Consider the following 23,689-nt stretch of genomic DNA (forward strand, 5'->3'; position numbering starts at 1 on the left):
CATGGCGATCGACCTCGAGACCTATGTGAAGGGCGTGCTCGACGGCAAGCGGGCGATGGTCGCCCGCGCGATCACCCTCGTGGAGTCCACGCGTCCCCAGCACCGTTCGCTGGCGCAGGAGTTGCTGACCGCGCTGCTGCCGTACAGCGGCCGGGCCCGGCGGATCGGCGTCAGCGGGGTGCCGGGCGTGGGCAAGTCGACGTTCATCGACGCCTTCGGCACGATGCTGACCTCGCTCGGGCATCGGGTGGCGGTGCTCGCGGTGGACCCGTCGTCGAGCCGCACGGGCGGTTCCATCCTCGGCGACAAGACCCGGATGGAGCGCCTGGCCGTCGACCCTGCAGCCTTCGTACGGCCCTCCCCCACCGCCGGCACCCTCGGCGGGGTCGCCAAGGCGACACGGGAGTCGATCGTGGTGATGGAGGCGGCCGGCTACGACGTCGTCCTGGTCGAGACGGTCGGCGTCGGTCAGTCGGAGACGGCGGTGGCCGACATGGTCGACTCGTTTCTCCTGCTCACCCTCGCGCGCACCGGCGACCAGCTGCAGGGCATCAAGAAGGGCGTCCTGGAGCTCGCCGACGTGATCGCCGTCAACAAGGCGGACGGCCCGCACGAGCGGGACGCGCGCGCCGCCGCACGGGAGTTGGCGGGCGCGCTGCGCCTGATGCACGGCAGGGACGCGGCATGGTCGCCGCCCGTGCTCAGCTGCAGCGCCCGGGAGTCATCGGGCCTGGACACCGTGTGGGAGCGCCTGGAGCAGCACCGCACGCTGCTGGACTCGACCGGGCGCCTCGCCGCCAAGCGGCGTGAGCAGCAGGTCGATTGGACCTGGACCATGGTCCGCGACGAACTCCTCGGCCGTCTGCACGCCGACCCCTCGGTGCGGGCCCTCGCACCGGACCTCGAACAGCGGGTCCGGGACGGGCAGCTCACGGCGACGCTGGCCGCCGAGCGCATCCTGGAGGCCTTCGGCACGCCCGGCGGCCTGCGTGCCGTCGAGGATCGAGGGTGAGGGCGGCGACGCCGTAGGGGTGCTCGACGCGGGTCGGCTCGGGCGAGCCCTGGACGGGTTCCCCTGCGCGGGTCCGATGAGTGCGGGCACGTGTCCCGTCCGTCCCTGCGAGCGCCCGCGCGAGGGAAGGCCACGGCACGATGGGAGGGACGGCCTGACGCCCCCTTTCCGAGGAGACGACCGACGACCATGGAATATCCCGACCTGACCTCGCTCCCCGCCGACGCTCGGAAGATCGCCGAGGAGCGGTCCGCCCTCAACGTCTACCGCATGGTGTTCCACTCGCCGGCCCTGGCTCCCGCCCTGGTGCAGCTGGGCGACGCGATCGCCCGGGGCGCCCTCCCGCATCCCCTGCGCGAACTCGCCGTTCTGCGCGTGGGACACGTCTACCGGGCGCCGTACGAGATCCACCACCACGAGAGGATCGGCCGGAGCCTCGGGCTCGACGAGGCCGGGATCGCCGCCGCGAGGACGGGTTCGACGCAGGGGCTGTCGGCGGAGCAGGCGGCGGTCCTCTCGTTGACCGACCGGCTGCTGGAGCAGCACCGCCTCACCGAGGCCGACCGGGCGCGGGCACTGTCGTTCCTCACCGTCGAGCAGTTCTCCGACCTGGTCCTCACGGTCGGCTTCTACCAGTTGGTCTGCACGTTCCTCAACACCTTCGAGGTGACGACCGAGGGCGAGAGCGCCCCCGGCTGAACCCGGCGGGCGCTGCTCGCAGGCCCTGCTCGGGTCAGGAGGCGGACCGGGCGGGGCTCGTCGGGCCGTCGCGGCCGACGGTCAGCGGCGCGGGGCGGTAGGGGACGTAGGCCGCCCCGTCCAGGCCGAGCGCCGTGGCGGAGCGCTGAAGCGCGGCGGGGGTCGCGGCGTCGTCCCAACGGCCGGTGCGGACGCGGTGTTCGAGGGCGTGGAGGGCGGCCACGGTCTCGGCGGTCGTGAACGCGCAGTGGCCCTGCCGCTCGACGTACGCCTGTCGCAGAAGCGCTCCGTCGCCGGCGGCGCGCACGCGGGCGGCGAAGCGGTTCTCCTGCTCCACCGGGACCAGGTTGTCGGCGGTGGTGTGGACGTCGAGCAGCGGCACGTCGAGTCCCTGGCCCGCGGTGGAGGTCCGCCGCGCGGTGCGGACGGCGGCGGGGTCGGCGGTGATGACGGCGTCTTTCGTCAGTGTGCGCAGATCGGCGCGCAGATCCAGACCGGCCGCCCGGTAGAGGGCGCGGACCTGGGGGGCGTATACGGAGCCGTCGAGCAGGCGGGCGTAGTCCACGCCACGGTTCCAGGAGTTGTTTCCGCCGACCGACTGTTCCACGGCGTACCGGCCGCCTTCGACGAACGCCAGGATGCCCTGCGCGAACCACGCGTACTGCTGCTCCTGCCGGCCCGCCCAGTCGTCCGGCGCGGGCCGGTCCGCTCCGGGCGCCCAGGCGGGAAGGTTGAGGAAGGCCGCCGCCAACGCGATCCGGGCGCGGCCCCGCGGAGTGCTCTGGGCGTCGGTGACCGCCTTGGTGAGCCGGGCGGCGGTGGCGGAGGCGTCGGCTGCGGTGCCGAACCGCACGAGCGGCACGTCCTGTCCGGGCAGGAGGAGTCGGGCGATCGTGTACTCGGCGTCCAGCTGGTAGTTGTCCAGGTCGGTGCCGCCCGCCACCAGGCCGCACTGGCCGAGCGCCCCGTCGATGCGCCCGCCGCCGTCCCGGGCCAGCTGCGCGTTGACGAGGCCGCCCATGGACTGACCGACGGCCAGGGTGCGCCGGGGTGCGCCGATCTTCGCGGTGACGGCGTCGAGCGTGGCGAACTGGTCCCGTTCGGCGCTGTCCAGAGCCCACATGGAGCCATGGGGGTCGTACGACGAGCCGGCCATCGCATAGCCCTGGGCGAGCAATTCGGTGCGTACGGCGCCGGTGGGCGCGTTCGCTGCGACGGTGGGGCCGAAGCCGTGGCTGAACAGCAGCAGGGTGCCGTTCCAGTGGTCGGGGACGTCGGCGATCCAGGTGGCGCCGTCCGGGAGGGTGCCGGTCAGGCGTCCGGTGGCCGTCGCGTCGGCCTGAGCGGCGGGCGGGGGGAGGGTGACGAGGGCTGCGCAGGCGAGTGCGGCCAGTGCGACGCGCAGACGGGTACGGGAGGTGCGAGGACGACGGGTGCCGGCAGGCATGAGGGCGGCTCCTGGTGGGGGGTGGGGCGAGGGCCGGGACGGATGCTCAGTGCACTGAAGGAAGGTGCCGTGGAATTTAGGGCACTTTTCCTGCGGCCGTCAATGCGATGCACAACATCGAGCGGGCGGGTCGAGTGAGTCGTCGCCCCCGCGCTCGCCTCCCCGCGCTCATCTCCCCGCGCGCCCCTCCCCGTATCATCGGTGCCACTCTCGGCCTGCGGACTCGCGAACAGGTCGGGCGGAACAGAGGACTCGACGGACGGCCCGTGCCCGACGGCCTCCGGGGCGAGCGGTCGGGGAGGAATGCGCGGTGTCTCTGACGGACAAGGCCATCGAGCGGATTCGTGAGCTAATCCGCACCGGCGCCCTGCCACCGGGATCGAAACTCCCACCGGAACCGGACCTGGCCGCCCAGTTGGGCCTGTCCCGCAACCTCGCCCGCGAGGCCGTCAAGGCGCTGGCGGTGGCGCGGGTCCTGGAGGTCCGCCGGGGCGACGGCACCTACGTCACCAGTCTGCAGCCGAGCCTGCTGCTGGCGGGACTGGGCGGGGCGGTCGAGCTGCTGCAGGGCGACTCCGCGGCCCTGCAGGACCTCATGGAAGTACGCCGACTCCTCGAACCGGCCGCCACCGCACTGGCCGCCACCCGCATCTCCGACGACCAACTGGCCGAGGTCAAGAGCCACTTGGATGCCATGCGCGAGGCCCGCGACGACGTCGAACTGCTCAACGCGCACGACGCGGCCTTCCACCGCGCGGTCGTCGCGGCGACGGGCAACGAAAGCCTGCTGACCCTGCTGGAGGGCGTGTCCGGCCGCACGCTGCGGGCGCGGATATGGCGCGGCCTGGTCGACGACCAGGCGGCGGGCCGGACCCTCGCCGAGCACGAGGCGATCTACGCGGCGCTCACCACCCGCGACAGCGCCCTCAGCGAGGCCGCCGCGCTGATGCACGTCAGCAACACCGCGCAGGCGCTGAGGGAACACCTGCGCTCCCACCAGACCCTTCCGCCGGACGCCACCGACCGGAAATGACGAGGCGGTCGCGGCCCTTCCCGCAGCCGCACCGCGGCCGTCTCACCGAGGGCCCCCCGGGTCCTCGGAGCGGGCCGTCGGCCGGGCAGGGCTCCCCGGGTGGCCCGAGATCCGGCCCCCTGCGAGATCTCGGGTCGCGCGGCGCCCGAGCGGCAGGACACCGGCCGTTCCGGACCAGGGTCCGGCCGTTCCGGGCCCGGGCCCGGCCGTTCCGGGCCCGGCCGCCCCGCCGATGTCAGCGCTTGCCGATGAGGTCCGCCGGGAACGCGTCCGCGGCCGCGGCGAGTCGGGCGAACGTCGACGCGAGGGCCGTCAGGCGTGCCACGCCCTCCGCGCCGAGGTGCTCGTACGGAGCCAGGTCGAGACGGTCGGTCTCCTGCTCGACGTCTTCACGGAGGCCGACGCCGCGCTCGGTGAGTTCCCCGTCGCCGTCCAGGAGCCCGCGCTCCCGCAGGCGGTCGGCCGCCGCGTTCCAGTCGTCCTCGGTCCAGCCGCGCGTGGCCAGCACCCACTTCGGCGCCATGCCCCGGCCCGTGGAGGTGTGGGTCACCATCGCCTCCAGCCCGTCGAGGCCCGCGGACGTCAGCACGGCCAGATGTCCGTCGCCCCGGTGCTCGCGCAGCAGGGTCGCGGCGTGCCAGTACGCGAGGTGCGGCTCGTCGGGAACGGGCAGGTCGGCGTGGGCCGAGTACAGCGGCCGGGCGCCGCGCCCGCAGGCCTCGGCGGCGCGCAACGCCAGCTGCGCCGCCTCCGCCATCTCCGCCGACGCCACGGCCTCCTCCCCCAGCAGCCGTCGCAGCGTCGCGTCGACGGCGCGCAGACGGGCGGCGAGCACGTCGGCGGGGGCGGCGATCGACCACACCGCGGGTACGTGCCGGGCCACGAGTTCGTGCTTGTAGTTGAAGAAGGTCGCCGTCACCACGCCGGCTCCGACCGGCCCCAGCGCGGCCGCCCGCACGGCGAAGTTGACGGCCCGCGGACGGGTGATCCCCAGCGCGCCCAGTTCTCGCCCCAGGTCGGGCGAGAAGTAGTGCGTCGCGTGCAGGGAGTTGAGCGGGCCGTGACAGCGTCGACCGGCGCGCGGTTCGAGGGCGGAAGTAGTCATGCCCGGCAGAGTACCGACCGGTCGTTATGTCTCCGTTCCCGGGGCCCGCCGCTCGTTCGACGGCCGGCGCGTCCCGTCAGGGAGCGCGCCGCAGCCGAGGGGCGCGAACCGCGAGGGACTCCGCCGGAAGCCGCCGAAGGCGTGGGGCAGGCGGCCGGTGTCAGGCGCCGGCTGCGGGTGTGCCGGCGGGTCCGGTGCTGGCGCGCAGGGAGATGGGCGGTGCGAGGAGGTGGTGCCGGGGTGGGGCGTGGGGGTGGTCGAGCCGTTCGACGAGGAGGTCGACGGCCAGTCGGCCCATCTCCTCGGCGGGCACGTCCGCGGCGGTGAGCTGCGGGGTCACCGTCTCCGCCCACCGGCCGGCCACCACTCCGGTGACGGAGAAGTCGCGCGGCACATGACGGCCCGCGTGCGCGAGCCCCCGGTAGAGGCCGCCCAGCGCCGCCTCGTTCAGGGTGACCAGCGCCGTGGTGGCCGGGTCGTCGTGCAGGATCCGTTCCATGCACGCCTGACCGGAGGGGGCGTCGTCCCCGCAGCTGTACGTCCGCACGGTGAGCCCGCGCTCGGCCGCGGCCTTGGTGAAGCCGTCCAGCCCGCGGTGCGCGGACTCGTACCCGGCCCGCAGCAGGTGTTCGGGCCGGTTGACGAAGGCGATCCTGCGGTGCCCCATGTCAGCGAGATGGTTGACGCAGGCGGCCGCCAGCGCGGTGTGGTCCAGGCCGACCCACCAGTCACGGTCCGGGTCGGCGGTGCGTCCGATGCAGACGGCGGGGAAGTTCTCCTCGCTCAGGTGGTCGACGCGGTCGTCCTGGAGCCTGATCTCCATCAGGATCGCGCCGTCGACCCGCCGCTCGGCCAGCAGCCGCTGGAACGAGCGGTCGCTGTCCACACCGCTCGGGGAGAGCAGCACGTCGTAGTCGTAGGCCGCCGCGGCCTCCACCACGCTGCCGATGAAGTCGAGCTGCATGCCGGTGTAGTGGTTCCCGGCCGGCGGGAACACCAGACCGATGGTGCTGGTGCGCCCGTTGGCCAGAGCCCGCGCGCTGGCGTTGGGACGGTAGCCCAGCTCGTCGATCACCTGCTGGATCCGCCGGCGGGTGTCGTCGGAGACGGGCCGCTTGCCGCTCAGGGCGTACGACACGGTGCTCCGCGAGACACCGGCCCGCTTGGCGATCTCACCGATGTTCACGGAACTCCTTCATCGAACCGGTTCGGGTGCGGACCGGGCGTCGAACCGGTTCGCGACAAGGGAAGGTAGAAGCGACGCGAGCCGCTGTCAATGCCTTGTGTCGAGATTCGGCTTCCGGTCGTCAAATCCCTGACGCGAGTATTGCTGACGGCTTTTCGACGGTGCTAACTTCCGGCACGCCATCGTCGAACCGGTTCGACACCCCGAACGGATCACTCCCGGAGAACACCGTACGACGCACCACAGCAGCATCAGGGCCGGCGCCAAGACCGACCTCGCTCGCCTGCGGCAGCCGTCCTGACGCCTCGACACCCTCGGAGAGCCGCCCATGCATCCCCGTTCACCCCGTTCACGACGTTCGCCCCGCCTGCTGACCGGAACCGCCGTCCTGCTGACGACACTGGCCGCGAGCCTGCTGCCCGCCACCGCCTCGCACGCCGCCGACACGAGTGTCACCGTGGACTTCGCCACCGCCGGCGGGGCGCCCACCTACCATGCCTCGGGAACGATCTACGGGATGACTCCCGACGGTTCACTGCCGCAGGACCACTTCTTCAAGGACGTCAAGTGGCGTCTCATGCGGGCCGGCGGAGCCCAGCTCAACAACGGCGGCTACGGCACCAGCCTCGCCGGCTACCAGACCCGCTGGAACTCGACTCTGGCCCAGTACAAACGGACCGTCGCCCTCGGAGGCACGTTCGTCCTGCTGCCGCACGACCTGTGGGGCGCCGACGCCACCACCAGCCAGGGCTGGCCCGGCGACAACGGTGACTGGACGCTGTTCGACGCCTTCGTCACCCAGCTCCTCAACGACGTCCGCGCCAACGGCATGACCGTCCAGTGGGACCTGTGGAACGAGCCCGACGGAAGGAACTTCTGGGGACCCTCGCAGGCCCGGTACCTGCAGATGTGGTCGCGCTTCTACGCACGCGTGAGAGCCGCGTTCCCCCACCAGCTCATCGTCGGCCCCAGCATCGCCGGCCAGCCGAACTCCTCGAACACCTGGTGGACCACCTACCTGAACTACGTCAAGGCCAACGACGTCGCCCCGGACATCTACAGCTGGCACGACGAGCCGGGCGACCCGGTCACCGACGTCGGCCGCGCCGACTCCACCCTCGCCGCGGCCGGGTTGACCAACACCCGTCCCTACCAGATCAACGAGTACGCCACCTCGTCGATGCAGTCCCCGGGCGGCGGCGCCTGGTTCATCGGCCGCCTGGAGCGGGCCGGCGCGGACGGACTGCGCGGCAACTGGGCCTCGGGCACGAACCTCCACGACTACGAGGCCAACCTGCTCACCAAGAACAGCACCGGCCAGTACCTGCCGCTCGGTGAGTGGTTCGTGTACCGCTACTACGGCTCCCAGACCGGCAACATCGTCAACCTCGTTCCGGGCGCCGGCACCGACGGTCTGGCCACCAAGGACAACTCCGCCAAGAACGCCAAGATCCTGCTCGGCAGCAACGGCAACACCGGAGCCGTCACCGTCCACCTGACCGGGCTCGACACCACGTCGGTGGTGGGCAACAGCCGGGTCCGGGCGGTCGTCCAGCGCATTCCGTACGACAACGGCGCGGCGGTGGCCGGACCGGAGACGATCTCCGACACCACGCTCACCGTCAGCGGCAACGCCGCCACGCTGACCCTGCCCTGGTCGAACGCCAAGGACAGCTACACCGTGACCCTGCTGCCGCCGTCCGACACCACCGTCTCCACGGTCGCCGTGAGCCAGAACAGCGGGCAGTGCCTGGACGACACCGACCTCGCCACCACGGACGGCAAGCAGTACCAGCAGTACTACTGCGAGGGCGGTTACCAGCAGATGCTCGACCTCGAGCCGGTCGCCGGCCGGGTGAACGCCTACACCGTCGTCGACGAGTTCAGCGGCAAGTGCCTGGACGTGGCGGGCGCCTCCACCGCCGACGGAGCCGCCGTCGGCCAGTACACCTGCGACGGCGGCACCAACCAGATGTTCACCCTCGACCCCGTCACCGCGCTCGGCAACGGCCACGACTACCGGCTCGTCGCCGTGCACAGCGGAAAGTGCGTCGACGTGTCCCGGGTGTCGACCCAGCCGAGGGCCCTGGTCCACCAGTGGACGTGCGACCCCGCGAGCGCCCTGCCGACGAAGAGGAACCAGATCTGGCGCCTTCTGGGCAGGGCCTGACCCCTGTTGCCCCCTGCCTCCCGGCCCGGCCGGATGGCAGGGGGCGACCTCGCTCCTGACTACGACGACACGTGCGCCCCCGTGCTGGTGCTCGTGTCCGAGCTCGCGTCCGCGCCCGTTTCCGTGCCGGTGCCTGCGCCTGTGCCCGTGCCCGTGCCCGGCATGGTGACGACGATCTTGCCGAAGTGGCGGCCGCCTTCGAGGTGGCGCAACGCCTCCTGGATCCGTTCGCCCGGCAGGACGGAGTCGATCACGGGGGTGATGCCGTGTTCGTCGACGAAGGCGGCCAGTTCCTCGAGCATCTCCAGGGAGCCGGTCTCGATGCCGTGGACGGTGACGTTCCTGGTGACGAACCGGTAGACGTCGATGTTCGCCGCGCGCCCCGCGATCAGGCCGATGAAGCTGATGCTCCCGCCGACCTTGACAGCTTCCAGTGAACGGTTCAGGTTGTCGCCGCCGACGGTCTCGATGACATGGTCCACACCCTGGCCGCCGGTCATCCGCAGCACCTCGCTCACGAGGTCCGCGGTACGCCGGTAGTTGATCGTGCGCTCGACGCCGAGCGCGCGGAGCCTGTCGAGTTTCTCGTCGCTGCTGGAGGTGACGATCGGGGTGGCGCCCAGGGCGAGGGTCAACTGGGCCGCGAACAGGGCGACTCCGCCGGTGCCGTGGACGAGCACCGTCTCGCCCGGCCGGACCCGGCTGCGGCGGCCCACGGCGTGCCAGGCGGTCACTCCGGCGACGGGCAGCGTGGCCGCGTGCACGTCGTCGAGGCTCTGTGCGGTGCGCACCGCCTCGTCCTGCTCGACGAGGACGTATTCGGCGAGCATGCCGCGGTTGACCGGTCCGCCCACCGGTGACACATAGGTGTCCTCGGTGAGCGGACCCGACCGCCAACGGGGCAGGAATCCGGCCGAGACCCGATCGCCCGGTCGCCAGCGGGTCACCTCGGCGCCGATCGCGGCGACGGTGCCGACGCCGTCGGAGAGGGGCACCACGTCCCGCGTCGGGGACCAGTGGTCGACACCGCCCACGACCAGCAGGTCGCGGTAGTTGAGCGACACGGCCGAGATCTTCACCAGCACCTCGGTCGGACCGGGCACCGGGATCGGGACACGGACAGCGGTCAGCCGGTCGACGCCGTCGCCCCGGGTCGTCCACGCCGTCATCGGTTCCGGCGTCCGGGTCGTGGCGGCCGCGGCGACGTCCGCGGGTGTGAAGGCTTGTCCAGGCACGTGAGCGTCCACCGTTCGTTCGTATCGTCCAAGGTCGTCCGGCGCACCCCGCGCCGGCGTTCAGCCGTCCGTCACTCGGCGCCGCCGTCGACGTCGTCCGCGAGGAGCAGGGCGAGCAGCCCGGGGAAGCGCGCCTCGAACTCCTCGCGGCGCAGTCGGTTGACCCGCTTCGGGCCCTCGTCACGCTGTTCCACGAGGCCGGCGCCGCGCAGAACCGAGAAGTGGTGGCTGAGCGCCGCCTTGCCGACGGGCACGTCGAAGCTGCCGCAGCTGCGTGTCCAGTCGGCGGAGCCCGCCAGCTCGCGGATCAGTTTGATGCGCACGGGGTCGGAGACCGCGGACAGCGCCGTGAGCACGGACACCTCCTGGGGATCCGTGTGCACCGGCGCCGCGCGGTGAGATCCGCCCGCAGTCTGGTTGGGCATGACTCTCCCGTCGTCGCCTGCCTCCGGCCGTTCAACTCGCCGAAGGACCCGGCCGGTTGTCGAGTGTTCGATGGATATCATACAGTCCTGGTGTTCGCTTCCCATTGAACACTCATCGAAGGGTGCGGGTGATCCCGTCATGCGCGCAGTCGAGTTCCAGGAGTACGGCGGTCCCGAGGTGCTGCGACTCGTCGGGGCCGGGACACCCGAGCCCGGCCCCGGCCAGGTCACCGTCGACGCCGTCTACGTGGGCGTCAACTTCGCCGACCTCAAGGCACGCGCCGAGGGCTACCGGGTGCCGTCGCTGCCGTTCCGGCCCGGTCTGGAGGTCTCCGGCCGGATCCGGGCCGTCGGCGAGGGCGTCCAGGGGCTGCGGCCGGGGCAGGAGGTCGCCGCGCTGGTCGGCGGCGGCGCCTACGCGGAGGTGGTCGTCGCCGACGCCGTCACCGTCTTCCCCCTTCCCGCGGGCCTGGACCTGCGCACCGCGGCCACCCTGCCGACGGTGCTGCCGACCGCGCACGCCCTGCTCCACGAGGTCGGGCGGCTGCGGGCCGGGGAGAGCGTGCTGGTGCAGGGCGCAGCGGGCGGCGTCGGCACGGTGGCCGGGCAGTTGGCCAGGGCGGCGGGGGCCGGCGCGGTGTACGGGGTGGTGTCCTCGGCGGCCAAGACCGAGTACGCGCTCGAGCACGGCTACGACGAGGTGTTCACCGGCGACGACTTCGTCGCCGACGTCCGCCGTGCCACCGACGGCAGGGGGGTGGACCTGGTCCTCGACCCGGTGGGCGGCGACACCCTGCGTCGCGGCCTCGACGCGCTGGCCGTGTTCGGACGCCTGGTGTCGTTCGGCAATGCGAGCGGGGCCGGGCCGTGGCAGGTCGGACAGCCCGAGCTGTACGCACGGGGCCTTGCAGTCGGCGGCTTCTCCATCCTGACGCTCGCGCAGTCCGCGCCCGACGCGCTGCGCGCCCTCGCCGAGCGCTCCTTCCGCGCCGTCTCCGACGGAGTCGTGAGCCTGCCGGTCACCGCGGAGTTCGCGCTGGCGGACGCGGCCGAGGCGCACCGGCTCATGGGCGGTCGCACCTCGACGGGGAAGCTGCTGCTGCGCGTCGCCGACTGAGGGCAGCGGGCGCACGCGTCGGCGTGGTCGTGCCCGGCGCCGCCCGGCACGACCACGCGGCGGCCCGCGCTCAGAGGGTGCGCTGCATGCAGACCAGTCGCTCGCGCTCGTCCCATGACTCGGTGACGGTGAAGCCGAAGCGCTCGTACAGGGAGATGGCGCCGGTGCGCCATGCCCACACCGAGAGCCGCACCGTGCTCGCGCCGCCGGCCGCGGCGTACGCGAGGGCGGCGTGGAGCAGGTCGGAGGCGACGCCGCGGCCCCGGTGCGCCGGGTCCGTCCAGAGTCTCTTGATCTCCGAGCGGCCGTCGGCCGGTGCGGTCAGCACCAGACAGCCCACCGCGGCGTTCCCGTCGAGGGCCGTCAGCACCACGTCGTCGACGAACGCGGTCCGCGGGTCCGAGATCTCCGCACGGTAGCGGTCCGGCAGTGCCTCCACACCGGTGACGGCCTCGCCCTTCTCGGCCTCGGTCCGCAGGTGGTAGGCGGCCAGCAACCCGGCCAGCCCGTCCTCGGTGGAAGGGTCGTGGCCCGGCCAGCGGACGACGGCGACCTCGCCTCGATCGTTCATGCCGCCAGCATCACACGCCCCGCCCGGATCCTTCGCCCCGCCCGGATCCTTCGAAACGGTGCGGCTCGCCCGGACGTCACGATGTCACGTCGCTGCGTCACCCGTGCCGGTGATCCGCCGCCGGGTTGCGCCGGCGGCCGCCGGCCGGCCCGTCACCCTGGGAACATGCGCCGTCCCCTCGCCTTCGCCGCCGTTCTGGCGACCGTCCTCCTCGCCGGAGGCTGCGTGTCCCTCCCCGCCGGCACTCCGGCGCCGCCGCGCCTGGCCCCAGCAGCCGCCCGCACCCCCTCCCCCCTGCCGGCTCCCGTTCAGGCTCCCGCTCTCACCGCCCTCGTCAGCACGGCGCCGAGCGGGACGCCCCAGCAGCACGCCCGCCACCGGCGCGGCGCGGAGCGGCGGTTCAGCGGCCGCGGCGACGCCGGGAACCGGCCCCCGCACGCCCAGTCGCCGACCCGGCCGCGCGCCGGCTCGGCGGCGGCCCGTCCCGCGCGGCCCCGGTCCGTCGCGCCTCCGGGGCCGCGCCGTCACCACCACGAGCATCCGGCGCGCCCCGCCCGCCCGCGCGAGGCCGGGCCACGGCAGGCGCAGCCGCGGCCCACCTACGACCTGCGCACCGTGTGCGGCTGGTCCCGCCGGTCGCCCGTGCCGCCCTCCGTGCGGCAGCTCTGCGACGCGTACGTCGGCTGAGCCGCGGCCCGGAGATCGGGCGTCGCGGTCGAGCCGTGCCTCAGGCGCCCTTCCTCGCGACGAGTCGGACGGGGACCTCGGCGTACGTGTTGAGGATGGTGTTCTCCGCGATCACCGGCTGCCCGGTGAACTCGACGCGTTCGACGGAGTCGAGCAGTGCGTGGATGACGGCGTGCAGTTCCAGACGGGCGACGCCCTGACCGACGCAGTTGTGCGCGCCGTACCCGAATCCGAGGTGATCGAGCGGATTGCGGCGGAAGTCGAACTCGTCCGCACGCTCCCACTTGCGTTCGTCGCGGTTCGCGGAGGCGAAGAGGGCCCATATGCGCGCGCCCTGCGGGACGGTCACCCCGCCGAGCTCCGTGTCGCGCGCCGCGACGCGGGTGAGTCCGCGCACGGGGGTCTCGAACCTGAGCAGCTCGTTGACGGTCGAGGCGACCAGTGCGGGCTGGGCGCGCAGCGCGTCCCACTGGTCGGGGTGCTCGGCGAAGAGGACGAGCAGATGGCCGATCGCAGCGGCCGTGGTCTCCAGTGAGGGGCCGATGAAGTCGACGAGGAGGAGCGGGCACTTCTCCTCGGCGATGACCCCCTGGTCGGCCGCTTCGAGCATGGCGGCCCCGGGGCTTCCGGCCGCGAGTTCCCGGTTCGCGGCGAGCTCGTGGGCGAACGTGAACAGGCGTCTGGTCATCTCCATGTTGTGCGCGGTGCGTTCCGAGGCCGGACCCAGCAGGTCGTTGCCCACCTGCCCCCACGCGTAGAGGTGCTCACGATTGCGTTCGGGAAGCCCGAGGTAGTCGGGGATGACGAGCATCGGCAGCGCCTGGGCCAGCTCGGTGACGCCGTCGATCTCGCCCTTGGCGACGACTTCGGCGACGAGATCGCGCGCCTTCCGGCCGATCTCCTCACCTCGGGCCCGCAGGGGGCCGGGGCGCAGTCCCGCCCCGACGACCGAGCGCAGCACCTCGTGTTCCGGCGGATCACTGACCAGCGTCACGCCCCGCATGAGCTGGTTGACCCCGGGATCGAATCCCACGCCCTCGCCGGAGACGAAGGCGTCGTGGTCGGCGAGCGCGGCCTTCACCTCGTCGTAGCGCGTCACCGCGTACACGTCCGGGTCGCGCAGTCGGACGACGCCGCCCAGGTCCCGGAGGTGTCGGTACTGCTCGTAGCGCGTGCGCCGGTCCGAGGTCGCGAACATGTCGATCTCCGTCATGGGGGCGACGGCCACGGGTTCCTCCTAGAGCCACTGTCGGCGACGGCCGGTCTCGACCGTGGACACGCAGCACGCCTTCGCTTCCTCGTCCGAGCCGAACACCTCCTTCTGATCTTGCTCGGCGTGAGTGGCCGCAAAACCGGTGGCGGTGACCGACGGCGACTCGGGCGGGCCGACACCGCGGGACGTGCGCGTCCGGTGCTCACGCCCGGGGAATCAGGTCCTCGATCACGGCGAGGGGCAGCGACGGGTTGGCGGCCGCCGCTTCCGCCACGCGCTGGTCGGCGTCGTCGAGCAGTTCCACGACGACCGGGGCCGGGAGCGCCGGACGGCCGGCGGCGACGGGTCTCGCCCGGCCGTCCGCGAGACAGGCGAGAAGGGCGCGGGGCGACGCGCTCGGGTGCCGGGCGACCTCGCGGAACGCCTTCGGCACGGGTGGTTCGTGCCGGATCAGATGCTCCAGCAGCGCCGGGCTCGCGTCCGGGTTGGCCGCCACCCCGGCCAGGACCCGGACTCCGTGCCGGTCGACCATGGCGCGCAGGCGCGCTTCGGTGAGGCCCGGGTGCGAAGCGACGGACCTGACCACCTTCGCGTCGGGGTCGTCGGCCAGCCGGTCACGGATCTCCGGCGGCAGATCACGTCGGCGGGCCAGGAGCATGCGGGCGGGCGCGCTCGACGACCGGGCGAGCCGCCGCACCTCGGCCGCAGTCGCCGACGCGATCCGCGGGAGCAGGGCCGATCCGATCCTGGCGGAGCCGGCCAGCCGCGTCAGCACGTCCAGCGGCACTCGCGGGTTGTGCGCGAGCCCGCGACGCACGTCCGGGTCGCTGTCGCCGGCCAGGGAGCGCATCAGCGCGTCGTCGATCGCGGGATTCCCCGCGACGTCGGCCCGGATGCCGGGAGCGGGGTCCGCGGCCAGTGTCCGGTACACCCCCGCAGGCAGATCGGGGCGAGCGGCGAGCGCCCGGCGCAGGAGCATGGAGGGATGGTCCGCGAAGCCGACGACGGCCTCGGCGGGCGTCGCCGGGTTCTGCAGGGCAGCCTGTCGTATGTCGTGCACGGCCGACCCGTGGGACCCGTCGCAGGAGGCTCCCGGCGGCACCATGCAGTCGGGGCGCTGACACTGCCGCTCGTGCACGAACGGCGTCTCCTCCTGGTCGCAGACCTCGCAGCGGCGCGCGGGCGGCAGCCCGTGCCCGGTGAGGAGCGCCGCGAGCGCGTCCGGGGGCGTCGCCTCGTTGGCGGCCGCCGAGCGGCGCACCTGAGCGTGCGGATGCCTCGCCAGGCTGCCCGCGGTCACGTCGGACGTGGTCCACAGCGCGAGCTCCGCGACGACACCCACGTCCGGGTCCGCGGCCAGCGTCCTCACCACGTCGGCCGGGAGACCGGAGCAGGCGGCCAGTTTCTCCCGGTGCGCGGGGACCGGGTCCCGCGCGAGGATGCGCGCCCACTGCGGGCTGCCGGCGCCTTCGTCGAGCAGGGCGAGAGCGACGTCCGGCCGCGCGACGGGGTCGACGTCGGCGGCGGTCAGCCGTCCCTCGTACGCGAGGTGCACCCCGCACTGCGGCACGCGCGAGAACAGGTCGACCGCCTGTGCGTGGCTGAGGTCCGCCCGGTCGGCGAGACACCCTGCGACGTCGGCGTCCGCGACCGCGATCAGCCGGTCGACCAGCTCGTACGGCAACGCGGTGTTGGCGGCGAGACCGCACAGGACGTGATCCACACGGGGCATCATGCCCGGACCGTGGCTGAGCGGCTCAGATTTTCGACGCCCGGAGCAGCCGACGAACTCCCCGTCCCTGCGCACTCGTCGACGTGCTGACGCGTCGAGACGACGACTCCTGCGTCCGCCGGGCGTCCGTTGCCCTGCGCCGCCTCGTCCACCGTAGCGGCGACGCACCGGTGACGGCCGATGAGTTCCCGGCGGATCGACGGTCAGAGATCATGGCCGGGGCGCCGCGGCCGAGCGTGCGGGCGACGGCGCATCGGCCCCGTCCATCGAAGACCGGACACGAGACCCGAGGAATCCACGATGCGCACCTTGATCAGCACCGCTTTCATCTCGCTCGACGGCGTCGTGGAAGCCCCCGGCGGCGAGCCCGGCTACCGCAACGCAGGCTGGACCTTCAAGGACGTCGAGTTCCTCCCCGAGGCGTTCGAGATCAAGGGCCGCGAGCAGCAGGAAGCCACCGCGATGCTGCTGGGCCGGACCAGCTACGAGGCGTTCAGTCCGGTGTGGCCCGACATGCCGGAGTTCGCCGACTACAAGGTCATGCCGAAGTACGTCGTCTCCACCACCCTGCGCCAGAACGACCTGGTGGCCGACTGGGGTGAGACGACGATCCTGCGCTCGCTCGACGACGTCGCCGCCCTCAAGGAGAGCGAGGGCGGCCCGATCATCGTCCACGGCAGCGCCTCCCTGAACCAGGCACTGTCGGACGCCGGCCTGATCGACCGCTACCACCTGCTCGTCTTCCCCCTTCTGCTCGGCGCGGGCAAACGGCTCTTCAGCTCCACGGACAAGGACACCCAGAAGCTGAGGCTCGTCGAGCATCAGGCGTACGCCAACGGGCTCCAGAAGAACGTCTTCGACGTCCTGCGCTGACCGCCGCGTCGTCCGCACCGGGGCCGTCGGCGACTCCCGCGGCCCCCTGCTCCCCGACTCCCCGCGTGCGTGCGTGCGTGGGAAGGTGGGCAGGAGATGTCTCTCAGGGAGGGCGGACGGTGGAGGACGGTGTGGACTGGGGTCGGTTCGCCCAGCAGATGGCATCGATGGCGAGGGATCTCCTGGCCCAGGAGTCGGTCGGCGACACGCTGGAGCGGATCACCGCGTCGGCCACGGAGCTGGTCGACGGGTGTGACGCGGCCGGCATCCTCGTGCTGCACGCCCGCAAGGTGGAGACGCTCGCTCCGACGGACCAGCTGGTCGTCGACAGCGACCGGCTGCAGGAGCAGCTGGGGGAAGGGCCGTGCTTCGACGTCGTCCGGCACGCGCAGGGCCAGCAGGTTCACCGCATCGCGGACCTCACCGGCGAGCAGGGGCGCTGGCCCGCCTACGCCCCGAGGGCCCACGCGCTCGGGGTCGGCAGCATGATGGGTTTTCTGCTGTTCACCGACGACGAGGATCTCGGTGCGCTCAACCTGTACTCGCGCAAGGCGGGCGTGTTCACCGAGGCCAGCGAGCTGGCCGGCTGGCTGCTCGCCTCCCACGCCGCGGTCGCCTTCGCGAGCGCCCGTACCCATGCCCAGATGGAGCAGGCCGTCGCCACCCGGCACGTCATCGGCGAGGCCATGGGCATCCTCATCGGCAGCCATCACCTCTCCGAGGACCAGGCGTTCGACGTGCTGCGGCGCTATTCGCAGGAGAACAACGTCAAGCTCCGCGAGGTCGCCCGGCTGATCTGCGAGCAGGGCGGCCTCTCGTGACCCGTTCGTCGGCGGGGCGGCTCCTCCGGCACGCTGTCTGAACCAGAGAAGCCTGGACCGGGCCGGCCCCATGGGAACGCCGCTCGACCCGGCATGCTCACCAAGTCCCCTGTCCGGGCCGCCTCACACCCGATCCCCGGGCGGACCCGCGTCACGTCCCACGAGGCCGGGGCTGACGGGCGTCCCGGGCGGCGTCGGGGTGGAGTGGGCGTCGATCGCGGACCGCGCGTCGGGGTGGAGGGCGAAGACCTGGTCGAGTCCGACGATGCGCAGGATGCGCAGCGTGTTGTCGGGGACGCCCGCCAGGGCGACGTCGGCCCGAGCCGCCGCCGCATGGTTGCGGGCCGCGATCAGGGCGGTGATGCCGCTGGAGTCGCAGAACTGCAGCCGTGACAGGTCCAGGACCAGGCGCTGCCCAGGACGCAGGGCTGTCCTGGCGAGGTGCTCGCGCAGTTCGTGCGCCGTGCCGTGGTCGAGATCACCGACGATCTCGAGCACGGGGCCGGTGACCGCGTCGCGGGCGGCGATCTTCACTGTCGTCATCTCCGGTGATCCGTTGCCGGGCGGGACGGCGGAGGGGTGCCGGGGACCCCGACGGCGAGCAGCGCGGTGTCGTCGTCGACGCCGTCGCCGAGGCTCTCCAGCAGGGCCGTCAGCGCTTCGACCATCCCCTGGGGTGAGGCGCCCGCGTGGCCGGCGACGAAGTCGAGCAGGGCTCGGTCGCCGTACAGCTCCGCGCGGTCGGGTCCGGTGCGCGCCTCGGTCAGCCCGTCGGTGTACAGCAACAGCGTGTCACCGGGACCGAGTGTGGTGGTGGCGGGTGTGAAGGAGGCCTCGGGCAGTGCGCCGACGAGGAGCCCTCCGGGAGTGGGCAGGAAGTCCGTCCGGCCGTCGCCGCGGACGACGAGGGCGGGCGGATGACCGCCGGAGGCCAGAGCGACGGCGACGAGGCCGGTCACCGGGTCGGGCGTGAGGATCCCGAAGATCGCGGTGCAGTAGCGGGGATCCCCGCCGGTGTAGCGCTCGTGCAGCACCGTGTTCAGGGTGCTGAGCGCGGTGACCGGGTCGGGGTCGTGCAGCGCCGCGGCCCGCAGGGTGTACCGGGTCAGGGAGGTGACCGCCGCGGCTTTGGGCCCTTTGCCGCACACGTCGCCGAGGAAGAACGCCCAGCGGGCGCCGTCGAGGGCGAAGAGGTCGTAGAAGTCGCCGCCGAGCCGGTCCGGGGCGGCGGTGTGGTAGTACGTGGCCGTCTCCGCGCCCGGCACCGAGGGCAGGCTCGCGGGCAGCAGCGACTGCTGCAGCACGGCGAGGGCCTCCTGCAGCCGGGCGCGGTCGGCCTCGGCCTGCCGGTGCGCCCGCTCCGCTTCCTGCTTGCGGCGCAGCAGTTCCTCTTCGTAGGCGCGCCTGTCGGAGGCGTCGAAGACGGTCGTGCGGATCAGCAGCGGCCCGCCCTCGCTGCCTTGCTTGACGACGGAGGAGACCAGGACGGGCATCCGGCCGCCGCCGGCCTTCCGCATTTCGAGCGCGATGCCGCTGATCTCGCCCTTCATCTGGAGCAACGGCGCGAAGTGCGTCTCGTGGTACAGCTTGCCGCCGACGGTGAGCAGGTCGGCGAACCGCCTGTGGCCCACCACGTCCCGGCGCTCCAGGCCCAGCCAGCCCAGCAGCGTGGCGTTGATCTTGGCGATGGTGCCGTCCATGAGCGTCGACAGGTATCCGCACGGCGCCGACTCGTACAGGTCCTCGACGCTGTCCTCCAGCAGGGCGCTGAACGCCGCGTCGGTCGATGTGGCTTCCTGCGCCTCGGAGGGCTCCGGGGTGTCTCCGACGGGGCACATCACCGCAGGCCGGTCGGCACGGTGGTGGTCTTCAGGTCGTTCGGGGACATGTCCTGGTCGCGACCGAACCCGTGGCCCGGCGCCGCCGTCGGTCCGACCGGGCGGCCGGTGACCCGGATGTCGTTCCTGCGACGGATGTCCATGGCAACCATCCTGCCATCGGCGGCGAGCACCCCCGCACCCTGACCTGCCGCCCGGGCGACAGCGGCGTCGGCATGCCTCCGACGGGGGCGGAAGGCAGGAGGCAGGAAGCGGCGCTCGACCTCCCCAGGCATCACGCCGCTTCCTGCCGACCGGCTCCGCCTACCCCGCCGCACGCGCTCTACTCCTCCTTGATCCATGTTCGCCTCAGCTGCGCAGATGACGTTCCAGCCAGTCCGCGGCGCTGCGCCGGAACAGCCGCCGGTTGTCCGCACGCAGGAAGTCGTGGCCCTCGTCGCGCAGGGTGAGCAGTTCGGCGGCGACGCCCCGTTCGCGGGCCGCCCGTACGAACTGCCGGGACTCCTGCACGGGCACGTTGGTGTCGTGCTCGCCGTGCACGGCGAGCACCGGGACCCGCAGAGCGTCGACGCGGCTCATCGGCGACAGGGCGCGCAGGAGCTCGCGGTCGCGCTCGGGGTGGCCGTACTTGTGCGCCGCCGACTCCGCGAGCCAGGGTTCCGTGCCGGCGAAGAAGGTCAGGAGGTCCGACATGCCGCAGACGGCGACGCCGGTGCGGAACAGCTCGGGATGCCACACGAGTGAGGCGAACGTCAGATAGCCGCCGTAGGAGCGCCCCATGACGGCCAGCCGCGTCGGGTCGGCGGGGCCCGCCGTCACCGCGTGGGCCGCGCAGTCGGCCACGTCGTCCAGCGCGGCGAAGCGGCCGGCCCCCAGGTCGGCGTCGACGAACGACCGGCCGTGGCCGGAGGAGCCGCGCACGTCGGGGGCGAAGACGTCCAGGCCGCGCCCGGTGAGCTCGTGGTAGAGCGGATGGAAGACCGGGCGTTCCTGTTCCTCGGGACCGCCGTGCAGGTGGATCACGCAGGGCGCCGGCTCGCCCGCCGGGCGTCCGGGCGCGCGGTAGTACCAGCCGCTCAGCGGCAGCCCGTCGCGCGCCGTGAGCCGCAGGGGGACGGGCCGGACCGGCGGGCGGCCGGGCGGGACGGCGTCCTCGTCCTTCGACGACCAGGGGGTGCGCAGCAGGGACACGCCCTCGTGGGCCCACCACACGCCCGGCCGGCGCTGCGATCCGGACAGCGCCAGCAGCAGGCGCCCGGGGCCGGCCCCGGTGACGCGGGTGACGACCTCGTGGGGCAGGGGAACGGCCCGTGCCGGGCCCGTCGCGTCGGGGGCGGGGGGCCGGGCGGCGTGCCGGGCCGGGGCGGTCTCGACGAGTTCGAGCTCGCTCGCGCCCTGCGCGTTCCAGGCCAGGGCGGCGGTGCGGCCGTCGTGGGCCAGGGCCAGGAGTTCGAGGTCGCTGTCATGGCGTTCCGCGACCGCGGCCGTCCCGCACGGTGCGCCGTCGGCGTCGAGAGCCACCGCGAGGAGCGCCGCGTACTCCCGCTCGACGTTGCTGCGCAGCCACAGCGTCCGGCCGTCGGGGGAGAACCTGCCGATCCACGGGTCGCCGTCGGCGACCGGCAGGGCGAAGGTCGTGGCCGCGTCGTCCGTCCGTCGCACGACCGCCTCGCGCCGGCCGCGCGGCCCGCGGCGCAGCAGGACGAACCGTCCGTCACGGCTGAGGTCGCAGGCCCGCAGGGTGGCCGCGTGCGTCTCGGTGGTGAGCAGCGCGGGTGAGGCGTGGCCGTCGGGATCGATGAGGTACACCGACAGGCCGCCGTCGGAACGCACGGCCGTCCCCGTGGCCGTGACACCCGCCCGCGCCTGGCCCGGATCCCCTCCCCCGCCCCTTCCGATGCCCGCCCCGGCCCCTGTCGCGGCGTCGTACACGGCGCGGCCGAGGAGCGTCGCGTGACCTCCCCGGTCCGTCCAGCCGACGGACGGGAGGGTGCCCTCGGGACGGCCCTCGCCCGGGGCGGGCCCCGGCGCCGGGCGTCCCGAGCCGTCGTCGAAGGGGCGCGCGGCGGGGGCGGCCACCGTGACGGCGAGGGACGAGCCGTCGTGCGCCCAGCAGCCCAGGTAGGCGGTGCTGTCCGGGTCGGCGCCGGCCAGGACGCGCCGGCCGGTGCCGTCGGGACGCACGCACAGCACGCGGGAGTGCTCACCGCCGCCCGGTGCGGTGGTGTACGCGATCCAGCGGCCGTCCGGTGACCAGGACACCTCGGTGACCGGGTCCGGCGAGGAGTCGAGCAGCCGGACCTCACCGCCGTCGACCGGGCCGGCCCACAGCTGGGGCACGCCGCCCCGGTCGCAGATGAAGGCGGCCTCGGCGCCGTCGGCGCCTGCGGAGGGATACCAGCAGCCGTGTGACCGCAGCCGGCTCACGGCGTCCCGGGGGCCGGCCGCGTCGGGCAGCGGCACCGGGGCCGGCGCGGCGGCGCAGACGGCGCTCTGCGCGTCGGCGTCCGGGGAGGGGGCGTCCGCGGGCCGTGCGAAGGCCGGCCCGAACGTCACCGGGCGGAGGTCGCCGGGCGGCGCACCGTACGCCGTCCCACCGCCTCGGTCGTCGCTCACCTGATTCCGTGCGTCTGCAGCCATATCTCCAGCAAAGCCATCTGCCACAGGGCGTTCGCTCCGCGCTTGGTCCGGTGCTCGTCGGGCGCCGCGAGCAGTTCGGCGACGTACGACTCCTGGAACAGGCCGCGCTCCTTCGCCTCGGGCGCCTGCAGGGCCTCGCGCACCCGGTGCAGGACGGGACCGGCCATGTGGCGGATCGCCGGGACGGGGAAGTAGCCCTTGGGGCGGTCGACGACCTCGCGCGGCAGGAGCTTGCGTCCCGCCTCCTTGAGGACGCCCTTGCCGCCGTCGGCGAGTTTGAGTTCGGGCGGGCAGGCCGCTGCCAGCTCCACGAGCTCGTGGTCGAGGAACGGCACCCGGGCCTCCAGGCCCCAGGCCATGGTCATGTTGTCGACCCGCTTGACGGGGTCGTCGACGAGCATGACGTGCGTGTCCAGGCGCAGCGCGGCGTCCAGCGCGGTCTCGGCTCCCGGCGTCGCCATGTGCTCGCGGACGAAGCGACCCGAGACGTCCTCGGGGGGCAGCATGTGCGGCTGGAGGATGCGGGCGAAGTCGGCGTGCGGCCGGTCGAAGTAGGTCTCGGCGTACTGCTCGGGTTCGTCCTCGCGGGCGACCCCGGCCAGCTCCGGGTACCAGTGGTAGCCGGCGAACACCTCGTCGGCGCCCTGCCCGCTCTGCACGACCTTGACGTCCTTGGACACCTGCTCGGACAGCAGGTAGAAGGCGACCACGTCGTGGCTGGTCATCGGCTCGCTCATGGCGGCGATCGCGCCGTCCAGGGCCGTGGACACCCGGTCGGAGGGCACCATCAGGCGTCGGTGGTCGGTGGCGAACTCCCGGGCCACGAGATCCGAGTACCGGAACTCGTCGCCCTCCTCGCCGCCCTCGGCCTCGAAGCCCACGCTGAAGGTCATCAGGTCCCGCTGCCCCTCGTCGGCGAGCAGCGCGACGATGAGGCTGGAGTCCAGGCCGCCGGAGAGCAGCACGCCGACCGGGACGTCGGAGACCATCCGGCGTCGTACGGCGGTGCGCAGCCCTTCCAGCACCACGTCCCGCCACTCGTTGGCGCCCATGTCGGCGTGCTCGGGGCGACGCGTGTAGGAGGGCTGCCAGTAGCGGTGGTCGCGATGGGCGCCGTCCGGCTCGACGACCCGGACGGTGGCCGGAGGCAGCTTGCGCACTCCGTTGAGGACCGTGCGCGGCGGCGCGACCGTGGCGTGCCAGCTCAGGTACTGGTGGACGGCCGTCGGGTCGAGGGAGGTGTCCACCTCCCCGGCGGCGAGCAGGGCGGGCAGCGAGGAGGCGAACCGCAGTCGGTCCGGCGTCCCGGACAGGTAGAGGGGCTTGATGCCGAGCCGGTCGCGGGCCAGCACCACGCGCCCGCTCCGGTGCTCGACGAGGGCGAAGGCGAACATGCCGTGGAAGTGCTCGACGCAGGCGGTCCCCCACTGCAGATAGGACTTGAGCACCACCTCGGTGTCGGACGTCGACTCGAAGCGGTGGCCGAGCCCGCGCAGTTCGTCGCGCAGTTCCCGGTAGTTGTACACGCAGCCGTTGAAGACGCCGGTGAGCTCGTTGCGGGCGTCCGTCATCGGCTGGGCTCCGAGGTCCGACAGGTCGATGATCTTCAGCCGTCGGTGTCCGAGCGCTACCGCACCCCGCGTCCAGACCCCGTGGCCGTCGGGTCCGCGGGCGGCGAGGCGGTCGCTCATGCGCTCGACGGCCGCCAGATCAGGGCGTCGGCCGTCGAAGCGGATCTCTCCGCTCAGACCGCACATGGCGTACCGCCTCCTTTCCGCACAACGGCGCAGGCCTGGGTCGTGCTGGTGGACATGACGAAACCCTTTCTGAGCGGGTCGGTGAGAGAATTGGTGAGGCGTCCGGTGAGAGAGGGGGCACGGTTCGT

Annotated in this window: 21 protein-coding genes; 8 read left to right on the top strand and 13 right to left on the bottom strand. The window is 73.0% G+C overall.

Features of this window, described 5'->3' with window-relative positions; genetic code table 11:
* Position 1: 1 nt before the first annotated feature.
* The gene (meaB, locus tag BG482_RS07105) at positions 2 to 1,012 is read left to right on the top strand and encodes a methylmalonyl Co-A mutase-associated GTPase MeaB (protein WP_069768004.1); all 1,011 of its coding nucleotides are present in this window, start codon (positions 2 to 4) and stop codon (positions 1,010 to 1,012) included.
* A gap of 189 nt (positions 1,013 to 1,201) precedes the next feature.
* Positions 1,202 to 1,711 (top strand): carboxymuconolactone decarboxylase family protein, encoded by a 510-nt coding sequence (locus BG482_RS07110; protein WP_069768005.1) that lies wholly within the window; start codon positions 1,202 to 1,204, stop codon positions 1,709 to 1,711.
* Between the two features lie 34 nt (positions 1,712 to 1,745).
* Here the strand turns inward: BG482_RS07110 and BG482_RS07115 are convergent, their stop codons facing one another.
* Complete coding sequence (locus BG482_RS07115; protein WP_107450403.1) at positions 1,746 to 3,158, bottom strand: alpha/beta hydrolase; 1,413 nt, start codon at positions 3,156 to 3,158, stop codon at positions 1,746 to 1,748.
* A 310-nt stretch (positions 3,159 to 3,468) separates the two neighbouring features.
* Here BG482_RS07115 and BG482_RS07120 point away from each other — a divergent pair, with 310 nt between their 5' ends.
* Positions 3,469 to 4,191, top strand: a complete 723-nt coding sequence (locus tag BG482_RS07120) for a FadR/GntR family transcriptional regulator (protein ID WP_069768006.1) — start codon at positions 3,469 to 3,471, stop codon at positions 4,189 to 4,191.
* A gap of 235 nt (positions 4,192 to 4,426) precedes the next feature.
* Here BG482_RS07120 and BG482_RS07125 read toward each other — a convergent pair whose 3' ends face one another.
* Positions 4,427 to 5,296 carry a hypothetical protein gene (locus BG482_RS07125; protein ID WP_069768007.1) on the bottom strand — a complete coding sequence of 290 codons (870 nt, stop codon included), beginning with the start codon at positions 5,294 to 5,296 and terminating at the stop codon, positions 4,427 to 4,429.
* 160 nt (positions 5,297 to 5,456) lie between these two features.
* Positions 5,457 to 6,482 (bottom strand): LacI family DNA-binding transcriptional regulator, encoded by a 1,026-nt coding sequence (locus BG482_RS07130; protein ID WP_069768008.1) that lies wholly within the window; start codon positions 6,480 to 6,482, stop codon positions 5,457 to 5,459.
* 328 nt (positions 6,483 to 6,810) lie between these two features.
* Here BG482_RS07130 and BG482_RS07135 point away from each other — a divergent pair, with 328 nt between their 5' ends.
* Positions 6,811 to 8,652, top strand: coding sequence for an RICIN domain-containing protein (locus BG482_RS07135; protein WP_069768009.1), 1,842 nt, complete (start codon positions 6,811 to 6,813; stop codon positions 8,650 to 8,652).
* A 59-nt stretch (positions 8,653 to 8,711) separates the two neighbouring features.
* Here the strand turns inward: BG482_RS07135 and BG482_RS07140 are convergent, their stop codons facing one another.
* Together BG482_RS07140 and BG482_RS07145 are read right to left on the bottom strand one after the other, a co-directional pair.
* Positions 8,712 to 9,887, bottom strand: coding sequence for an NAD(P)-dependent alcohol dehydrogenase (locus BG482_RS07140; RefSeq protein ID WP_141746549.1), 1,176 nt, complete (start codon positions 9,885 to 9,887; stop codon positions 8,712 to 8,714).
* Between the two features lie 71 nt (positions 9,888 to 9,958).
* Complete coding sequence (locus BG482_RS07145) at positions 9,959 to 10,312, bottom strand: helix-turn-helix transcriptional regulator (protein WP_069768011.1); 354 nt, start codon at positions 10,310 to 10,312, stop codon at positions 9,959 to 9,961.
* A 139-nt stretch (positions 10,313 to 10,451) separates the two neighbouring features.
* Between BG482_RS07145 and BG482_RS07150 the strand changes: the two genes are divergently transcribed.
* On the top strand, positions 10,452 to 11,429 hold the full coding sequence (locus BG482_RS07150; protein ID WP_069768012.1) for a zinc-binding dehydrogenase: 978 nt from the start codon (positions 10,452 to 10,454) through the stop codon (positions 11,427 to 11,429).
* A 70-nt stretch (positions 11,430 to 11,499) separates the two neighbouring features.
* On the opposite strand, the gene BG482_RS07155 is transcribed toward BG482_RS07150, so the two are convergent.
* Complete coding sequence (locus BG482_RS07155; RefSeq protein WP_069768013.1) at positions 11,500 to 12,000, bottom strand: GNAT family N-acetyltransferase; 501 nt, start codon at positions 11,998 to 12,000, stop codon at positions 11,500 to 11,502.
* A gap of 165 nt (positions 12,001 to 12,165) precedes the next feature.
* On the opposite strand from BG482_RS07155, the gene BG482_RS07160 reads away from it, so the two are divergent.
* A complete protein-coding gene (locus tag BG482_RS07160; protein ID WP_069768014.1) occupies positions 12,166 to 12,687 on the top strand; it encodes a hypothetical protein in 522 nt (173 codons plus the stop codon).
* A gap of 40 nt (positions 12,688 to 12,727) precedes the next feature.
* On the opposite strand, the gene BG482_RS07165 is transcribed toward BG482_RS07160, so the two are convergent.
* Both BG482_RS07165 and BG482_RS07170 read right to left on the bottom strand, forming a co-directional pair.
* Positions 12,728 to 13,915 carry a cytochrome P450 gene (locus BG482_RS07165; RefSeq protein ID WP_079141643.1) on the bottom strand — a complete coding sequence of 396 codons (1,188 nt, stop codon included), beginning with the start codon at positions 13,913 to 13,915 and terminating at the stop codon, positions 12,728 to 12,730.
* A gap of 187 nt (positions 13,916 to 14,102) precedes the next feature.
* Positions 14,103 to 15,623: a hypothetical protein gene (locus BG482_RS07170; RefSeq protein WP_069768015.1), complete on the bottom strand. Its 1,521-nt coding sequence runs from the start codon at positions 15,621 to 15,623 to the stop codon at positions 14,103 to 14,105.
* A gap of 309 nt (positions 15,624 to 15,932) precedes the next feature.
* Here BG482_RS07170 and BG482_RS07175 point away from each other — a divergent pair, with 309 nt between their 5' ends.
* Both BG482_RS07175 and BG482_RS07180 read left to right on the top strand, forming a co-directional pair.
* Positions 15,933 to 16,505: a dihydrofolate reductase family protein gene (locus tag BG482_RS07175; RefSeq protein ID WP_069768016.1), complete on the top strand. Its 573-nt coding sequence runs from the start codon at positions 15,933 to 15,935 to the stop codon at positions 16,503 to 16,505.
* A 158-nt stretch (positions 16,506 to 16,663) separates the two neighbouring features.
* Positions 16,664 to 17,326: a GAF and ANTAR domain-containing protein gene (locus BG482_RS07180; RefSeq protein WP_069768060.1), complete on the top strand. Its 663-nt coding sequence runs from the start codon at positions 16,664 to 16,666 to the stop codon at positions 17,324 to 17,326.
* Positions 17,327 to 17,449: 123 nt separating this feature from the next.
* On the opposite strand, the gene BG482_RS07185 is transcribed toward BG482_RS07180, so the two are convergent.
* The 5 genes from BG482_RS07185 to BG482_RS07200 all read right to left on the bottom strand — a co-directional run bounded on the left by BG482_RS07185 (position 17,450) and on the right by BG482_RS07200 (position 23,561).
* On the bottom strand, positions 17,450 to 17,869 hold the full coding sequence (locus BG482_RS07185) for an STAS domain-containing protein (protein WP_079141644.1): 420 nt from the start codon (positions 17,867 to 17,869) through the stop codon (positions 17,450 to 17,452).
* A complete protein-coding gene (locus tag BG482_RS07190) occupies positions 17,866 to 19,164 on the bottom strand; it encodes a PP2C family protein-serine/threonine phosphatase (protein ID WP_069768018.1) in 1,299 nt (432 codons plus the stop codon). The genes BG482_RS07185 and BG482_RS07190 overlap by 4 nt, the downstream gene beginning before the upstream one ends.
* The gene (locus BG482_RS43800; RefSeq protein ID WP_176741321.1) at positions 19,164 to 19,307 is read right to left on the bottom strand and encodes a hypothetical protein; all 144 of its coding nucleotides are present in this window, start codon (positions 19,305 to 19,307) and stop codon (positions 19,164 to 19,166) included. The genes BG482_RS07190 and BG482_RS43800 overlap by 1 nt, the downstream gene beginning before the upstream one ends.
* 205 nt (positions 19,308 to 19,512) lie before the next feature.
* Entirely contained in the window at positions 19,513 to 21,780 is a 2,268-nt protein-coding gene (locus BG482_RS07195; RefSeq protein ID WP_069768019.1) for a S9 family peptidase, read from the bottom strand.
* The gene (locus BG482_RS07200) at positions 21,777 to 23,561 is read right to left on the bottom strand and encodes an N-acetylglutaminylglutamine amidotransferase (protein ID WP_069768020.1); all 1,785 of its coding nucleotides are present in this window, start codon (positions 23,559 to 23,561) and stop codon (positions 21,777 to 21,779) included. The genes BG482_RS07195 and BG482_RS07200 overlap by 4 nt, the downstream gene beginning before the upstream one ends.
* Positions 23,562 to 23,689 lie beyond the last annotated feature (128 nt).

Source organism: Streptomyces sp. LUP30 (assembly GCF_001746365.1).
Lineage (GTDB): Bacteria > Actinomycetota > Actinomycetes > Streptomycetales > Streptomycetaceae > Streptomyces.